Source organism: Halorientalis sp., from assembly GCF_028275115.1.
GTDB lineage: Archaea > Halobacteriota > Halobacteria > Halobacteriales > Haloarculaceae > Halorientalis.
The window spans coordinates 1-6,807 of record NZ_JAQCNH010000065.1; the positions used below are offsets into that span (position 1 = coordinate 1).

Sequence of the window (6,807 nt, forward strand, 5' to 3'; positions counted from 1 at the left end):
AGAACCGGTTGCGAATCGTCGAGAACCTCGCCCTCCTGTGCGGCCTCGATACGACGCCGCGCCTGCTGATCGAGTCGGTCGCGTTCCCCGACAGTGAGTTTGAGCGTTGGCATTGTGTGGACCTCCTGATGGCATCTTACTCTGGCCACTCCCACGTAACCGGAGAGCGTTCTTCGGCCTCCCGATTGAACCGATCGTACAGGGCCAGCATCCCCGGGACGTCGATGGTCTCGACAGTTCCCCGGGTGTGCCGTTCGTGCCCTTTGGTTCGTTCGTGGGCGTTGTCGTAGCGGAGGATGGTGTCACAACCAACCTCCCCGAGATGGAGCGCGTAACTCCAGCCACTCGGGTACGTATCGTCCTCCGTTCGGCGGATAGTGACATCGACGACGTAGTCATCTTCGACATCCGTCCACTTGACGACCGTCGTGTAGGACGTCATCCGATGATCGCTACTACTCCGCCTACGGTAATCATCCTATGGACCGAACCACATAGGTCGGCACGAGTTTGGCCGAGGACACCCGCTCACGATTTCGGTTGTTCCTCCGGGATAGATTCGTCGTATCCCGGCACCACGACCCCCAACCCAGGCACCCCGTGGCGGTACCAGAGGGCGACGGCGACGACGGTGAGTCCCAGCTCGAAGAGCGCGAGTGGACCGAGATCGAGCGCGAACAGGTTATCGAGGAAGCCACCAGTCGCCAGTTCGTACTCGATAGCGGGGATCAGCGGCCACCCGAGGAAGCCGATGTCGTAGAACTCACCCGCCAGCGCGGGGTAGAGCGCGTCACCGAACAGGTGTCCGAGGTAGCCGATGCCGAACGCGACACCACTCTCGCGGGCGCTGAGCCGTCGCGCGACGAGCCACAGCGCCAGCAGCAGTGCGGCGGCGATCAGTAGCGAGTGGCCGAACGACCGACCGTTCGGCAGGATGGCGAACTGCCAGGCCAACGGCTTGTCGATCAGGTCCGGCAACTGCGTGCCGACCGCGAGCGCGACGACGGCGACACCGTTCGGGCGCAGGTCGAACCGGGATCGGCGGTAGGCGGTGTACAGGAGGTAGCCGACGGCGGCGTGTCCCCAGGGCCACATCGTCGGACTGGACGGCGCCGACGCTGATACGGGCTTCGGATCACACAACGCTGCGGTGTCGCGAGCCGACGCCGCTGGTCACTCGACCCGCTGGCCGGCCGTGACGTTGCGCTCGCTCACGCTGCTCGTCTCGTTCCAGAGGGTGTACTCGCCAGGATACGGAACCGTGGCGGCGTACTCGCCCGCGCCGTTCGTCCGGACCTGGCGCTCGTAGGTGAACGACGCGCCGGGCACGTCGACCGACTGGGAGAGTGTCGTGGTCGCGTTCGCCGGTCCGGTGCCGGTGATCGTCGCGCCGGGGACGAGTCGGAACGTCTTGTAGTCGCCCCCGTCGGACGCGAAGACGGCACGGAAGTGGGCCAGTCCGTCGACGGGCGACTGTCGGGAGCCGAACCCGTCGTGGAGACGGGTGAACAGCGACCGTGCGCTCGCGTTCGAGTTCGATACTGACTCGGTGACGACGTAGCCGACTCGATTCCGGTGGCTCCGGTACCACTGGGACTCGTTGCCCGACGTGTACAGCGTCCGGTACTGCTCCCGTGCGTACCCGTACGACCGGGATTCCCCGTTGACGAAGTAATTGTACATCCGGTTACGGCCCCACTGGCTGAGGACGTAATCGTCAGGGTAGCTCAGGTTCGCGGCGGTCGCGTGGTCGTCGATGGCCGCCGCCGACTGGTACGCGCCACCCTCGATGGTGACCTGGCTCGTCTTGATCGGCGTCTGGAGGACGCCGATGCCACCGACCAGCAGGAAGAGCGCGACGAGCAACCCGAACTCACGCACAGTCGGGACCCGAAGCGTCGCGGTACCGCCGTCGGCGGCGCTGTCGCCAGCACCCGCTCTTGGGTTCGGAGTGGCTGGCTCGTCGGCGAACGGTCGCGGAATCGCGGCGAGGTCGACCCAGTGGGCCAGCCAGACGAAGCCAAGGCCACCGAAGAGAGCGGTGAAGGCAGCGAGTTCGCCGACGAACCGGACCTGCACTGCCGCAAGCGCGAGGAAGTACCAGGTGTAGATGACCGCGACGAGCCACGGTTTCGACCCGTCGGTGGCGCGGCGACTCGCCCAGACCAGCGGCGGGACGGCGAGAACGAGCACCAGCCCGAGCAACAGAAACCAGGTGAAATCGCCGCTGATCAGCGGCTGTGTCTCCACGATGTTCCGGGTCGCGAAGAACCGATCGGCCCGGCCGTCGGCCTCTGCCCAGAAGTTCTCGAACACGACCGGCACCAGAAAGACGGCTGCGACCGCTCCGACGACTTCCCCACCGGCCATCGCGAGGGGTGGGAACTCGAGCCGGTGGACGACTTCCCCGACGGCGAGGACGGCCGCTGTCCCACCCACGAGCAACAGGGGCACCGCTGTCACGAAGTCCGTGTGCCAGCCCGTCTCGCTGTGGACGAGGTGGACGACCAGTGCGGCCAGCGCGAGCCCACCGAGCAGCGGTGCGTTCGACTGCAGGGGTGAGCGGTCGGCGTCGACGTCCAGCAGGACGGCCAGCGCCACCACGGGCGCGACGGGGACCACCAGCGCGGTCCCGTAGTCCCAGGCGAGCACCTGGCCGGCGACACCGACGCCGAGTCCGAGGCCCGCGAGCCAGGCGCGTGGGTCGCGGAACGCACGTTCGTCCCGGTCCGCGAGGACGACCAGCGCCAGCGCCGTGAGGACGAGCCACGGGTAGTCGAAGGCGTGGTGATCGGCGAAGCCCAGGCTCGTCCGGATCGCGTGGGCCGGCGTGGTCGCCAGGAACACGACCGCGGCCAGCCCCACTCGCCTGTCGTCCGTGAGTCGGACCGCAAGGACGTACAGCAGCCCAGCCGTAATCAGTGCCGACGCGACGGGGTACCAGGCCAGGACCGTGCTGGCCGCGGATGCGGTCCCGCCGAACAGGTCCGAGAGCCAGTACAGCGTCGCGATCATGAACGGCTCACCGTTCATGCTCGGCATATCACTCAACAGCGCGGCATCGAACCCGCCGCCCCGCGTCAACAGACTCTCGACGTAATACCGGTACGCGTAGGGGTCGTTGCCCGACAGGACCACGGCTCTGTCACGGAACACCGAACCGAACGAAAACACCGTCCGGAAGAGAACGACCAGTGCGAGCACACCAGCGAGCGCACCGGCCGCCCGCCGGTCAACGTCGAAGGCGGGCAGCGTCGAATCGAGGGCGGACCCCTCCCGGTCGCCGGTTGGGACCTCACTCTCGCCGTCGAGCGCACGGCGTGTCGTGTCGGGAAGCCGGTACTCGCCATCCACTTTCTCGACGAGGTCCGCAGAGACGAGCTCGCCGAACGTCCCCGAATCGATCGGCACGTCCTCGAAAGTCCAGGTCTCCGCGTCGTCGTCGACCGGGCAAACGGATTCGAGTGCGGACGCCAGTTCGGGACGCTCCTCCAGCGTCGCCGTGGCGTCGCGCTCGTCGGCCATGTCTCGCTCATCCCGCGACGAGTGAATAAACCCATCGACAACGGCGCCGCTGGCCGTTCCGGAGACAGTGACGGCGAGAAAACCGCTCTCCGAGCGATCAGTAGACGGCCGATTCGATCTCGTCGGCCAGATCGGCGAACTGCGCCAGGTACTCCCGGCGCTCCGCGCGCAGGTCTGCCACCCGGTCGTCGGCGTCGTCCAGATTCGCCGCCACGTCGAACGCCGACACGTCCATCCCGCGCACCTCGCTCGGGACGGTCAGGCCGGTCGTGTCGTCGTCGCGCCACGAGACGGTCCGTCGAGAGATCCCGCGAAGGAGCGTCACGGTGTCGTCGACGCCCACGTCGCGACCGCCGACGGAACCGGTGTTCAGGACGAAACAGTCCACGTCGAGGTCGTCGATGAGGTCGCGGAACCGGTTGCCCTCCTCGCCTTCCGAGCCCATTATGAAGGGGTTCGTTCCGACGACACGGATCGAATCGCCGGCCTTCGAAGGGTCGCCAGCGCTGGTCTGGACGGACTCGCCGAGCATGAACGCCGCGGCGGCCTCGTCCGGGTCCAGTTTGGCGACCGGTGGCATCAGGGGGTTGCGAGTAATGAAGAAGATCTGGTCCAACCCGCCGAGGTCGATCTCCCCACCCGCAGAGTCGAGTTCGGAGCGCTGAATCACGGCGCGGCCGTTCGTGGTGTGGTGGTCGCTGTCGAAGTCGACCGTCCCGTCCTCGGCCACGTCGACGTTTTCCAGCACGGCGGACTCATTGGTCGCCGCGTCGTAGAGTTCCGGTTGTTCCTCGCGTTCGAGGCCGATGGTCTTGATATAAAGTCCCTGTCCCTCGCTGCCGGCGACGGAGCCGTCGGGCAACAGGGCACAGACGTCGTCCTGGAGCATGGTCGCGCCCTCCGGGTCCGATAGACCCAGACCGTGTGCGGTCAGGGTGGACTTGCCGGTTCCCGAGAGGCCGAGAAACAGTTGCCCGACGGTTTCGAGGTCGTCCTCGTCGCCGTCGCCGGATTCGAGACAGACGCGCTTGCTTCCGGCGTGGAGGCCGAGCCCGCCGGCCTCCTTCGCGCGGAGCATGAACAGACGCAGGAACGACTTTTTGGCCTCACCGGTGTAATCGCTCCCCAGTACGGCCGTGAAGCCGGCCTCGGGAAGAACGCGGATCGCAGTCTCGTTCCATTCGGGAACCTGGACGGTCACGAAGTCCGGCTCCGCGTCCGGATCGTCGACCGGTTCGAACAGCTTCGCCACCGACAGTGCGATGCGGCCGTACGCTTTGGGGACGTAGTACCGACAGACGTAGGCGTGGTCTGGGTGGCGACCGACCTGCCGGTCGAGGCAGATCATCTCGGTGTCCGCGGCGAACTCGACGGCGTCCTTGACGTGCGTGAGGTCGTCGGCGTCGAACTCGTGGTCCCTCCTGTTTCTCGTCCTGTCCGCGTTGCGCGACTGCTGATCGCTAACGTAGGCGGGCGAGCCGAACTCCGTGGTCGTCTCCATCTCGCGGGAGAATCCCCGGAGCTGGTCGAGCGACGGATTGTAGACGACGGTTTCGGCCTCGACCGGGCCGGGTAACGCTGTGACGGGCTCTTGAACCGTGAATCCGGACTCGGACATCAACTATCCGTATCACGGGCTGAGTAATAAGAGCGGCCCATTCGGTTGCGCTTTGGTTCGGTATACCGTCCCGCTACCTCTCGGCGAATACGTCGAGACGAACACGTTCTTTTCCCTGCAGGTCGACACAGCCGTATGCGCCAGTTTTGCCTGCTGGGCCACCGCGTGCCGACGACCCCCGATTTCTCCCTCGACGCGCTTCCGAGCGAAGCCGGCCGCCTCGATATCCTCTGTCGCGCCATCAGTGCCGCGTTCGTCCTCTCCCACGACATCCGCGAGGACGTGCGCGTCTCGCTCGTCCTGCGCGACGAGTTCACAATCCAGTTCGAGGGTGCCGACCTCCGCAACCTCAACCCCGACGAGCGCAGCACTGCTGCACTCGTCCGCACCGCGCTGGACCACCGCGACGAGGCTATCGGCCACGTTCCTGCCGAGAGTTCACCCGGCGTCTCCATCTCCCGCAGGAGCTTCGAGACCACGCTCGACGACGCCGCCGCCGACAGTACCGTCGTCCACCTCCACGAGGACGGCGAGCCAACCGTCGACGTCGAACCACCCGAGGACCCGCTGTTCGTCCTCTCTGACCACGAGTCGTTCACAGATGCCGAGTCCGACCTGCTCGCCGACTACGCCGACCACCGCCTCAGTCTCTCGCCACGCGCGCTCCACGCCGACCACGCGATCACGGTCGCGCACAACTACCTCGACACCAACGGGTTCCAGCGGTACTGAGAACCTGTCCGTCGTCCTGAAGTTTAAGTACCAGACCGCGACAACCCTCGGACACGGGATATGGACCGGGGTACTTTGTGTGGGTTTACACTCCTGGCTGTGGTCGCGCTTCTCGCGCTGTCGGGCGTCGCCGCCGGCGGGGACGACCAGCCGCCGCTGGCCGAGGCCGGCCTCGACCAGCAGGCCGTGGCGGGTGAGACCGTCCGGCTGGACGCCACCGGCTCCCGGGACCCAGACGGCGACGTCATCGGGTACGAGTGGTCGATAGAGACACCTGACGGCGGGACGACTACGCCGAACTGTGGGACCTGCGGAACGACCGTCTTCAGCCCGGGAACGCCCGGACGATACAACGTCACCGTCACCGTGACCGACGACGACGGTGCCACGGCGACGGACACGCTGTACGTCGAAGTGAACCCGGCGCCGGGACCGACAGTGTCACTGTCCGGGCCGACAGAGCCGACCGTTGAGCGGTCCGGCGGTGATCCGTCCGGACAGGCGGACTACGTCGCGAACTTCTCTCGGGGCGGACATCGGGTCGACGCCGTCACGTGGCAGGTCGACGGCGAGCAGACAGTACAGCGATCCATCAACGACTCCGATGCGAACTCGATCAACTACGTCCACAGTATGGAGTCGGCCGCGAGCCACACGTTGACCGTCGAGGTCACCGACGTCGCAGGCCGGTCGGCGACCGACTCGGTGTCGGTGTCGCCACGGGTGGTGACCGGCAGTGGCGGGTCGTCCAGCGGCGACGGCGGGACCGACCCTTACATGCAGGCCGACTGGGCCGATAGGACCATCACCTTCCGCGCGCCGACCGTCGACACCGAGACTGGCGAAGTCGTCCGACAGTCGAATCCGACCAATCAAGAGCTGACGAACGTCGCGACTGCCGACCCCGGGGAAGCGGTTGAAACTGACTTTAT

At 66.4% G+C, this 6,807-nt stretch carries 6 protein-coding genes; 2 read left to right on the forward strand and 4 right to left on the reverse strand.

Annotation, left to right across the window (positions count from 1 at the left end; translation table 11 throughout):
- Positions 1–136: 136 nt before the first annotated feature.
- The 4 genes from Q0964_RS09380 to Q0964_RS09395 all read right to left on the reverse strand — a co-directional run bounded on the left by Q0964_RS09380 (position 137) and on the right by Q0964_RS09395 (position 5,143).
- Entirely contained in the window at positions 137–442 is a 306-nt protein-coding gene (locus tag Q0964_RS09380) for a toxin-antitoxin system TumE family protein (RefSeq protein ID WP_299266417.1), read from the reverse strand.
- A gap of 86 nt (positions 443–528) precedes the next feature.
- Positions 529–1,095: a metal-dependent hydrolase gene (locus Q0964_RS09385; protein WP_299266420.1), complete on the reverse strand. Its 567-nt coding sequence runs from the start codon at positions 1,093–1,095 to the stop codon at positions 529–531.
- Between the two features lie 78 nt (positions 1,096–1,173).
- Positions 1,174–3,525: an STT3 domain-containing protein gene (locus Q0964_RS09390; RefSeq protein WP_299266423.1), complete on the reverse strand. Its 2,352-nt coding sequence runs from the start codon at positions 3,523–3,525 to the stop codon at positions 1,174–1,176.
- A gap of 97 nt (positions 3,526–3,622) precedes the next feature.
- Positions 3,623–5,143: a phosphoenolpyruvate carboxykinase (ATP) gene (locus Q0964_RS09395; RefSeq protein WP_299266427.1), complete on the reverse strand. Its 1,521-nt coding sequence runs from the start codon at positions 5,141–5,143 to the stop codon at positions 3,623–3,625.
- A gap of 135 nt (positions 5,144–5,278) precedes the next feature.
- Here Q0964_RS09395 and trmY point away from each other — a divergent pair, with 135 nt between their 5' ends.
- Entirely contained in the window at positions 5,279–5,875 is a 597-nt protein-coding gene (gene trmY, locus Q0964_RS09400) for a tRNA (pseudouridine(54)-N(1))-methyltransferase TrmY (RefSeq protein ID WP_299266429.1), read from the forward strand.
- A 60-nt stretch (positions 5,876–5,935) separates the two neighbouring features.
- On the forward strand, positions 5,936–6,807 hold an 872-nt coding region (locus Q0964_RS09405; protein WP_299266434.1), incomplete at its 3' end, for a PKD domain-containing protein.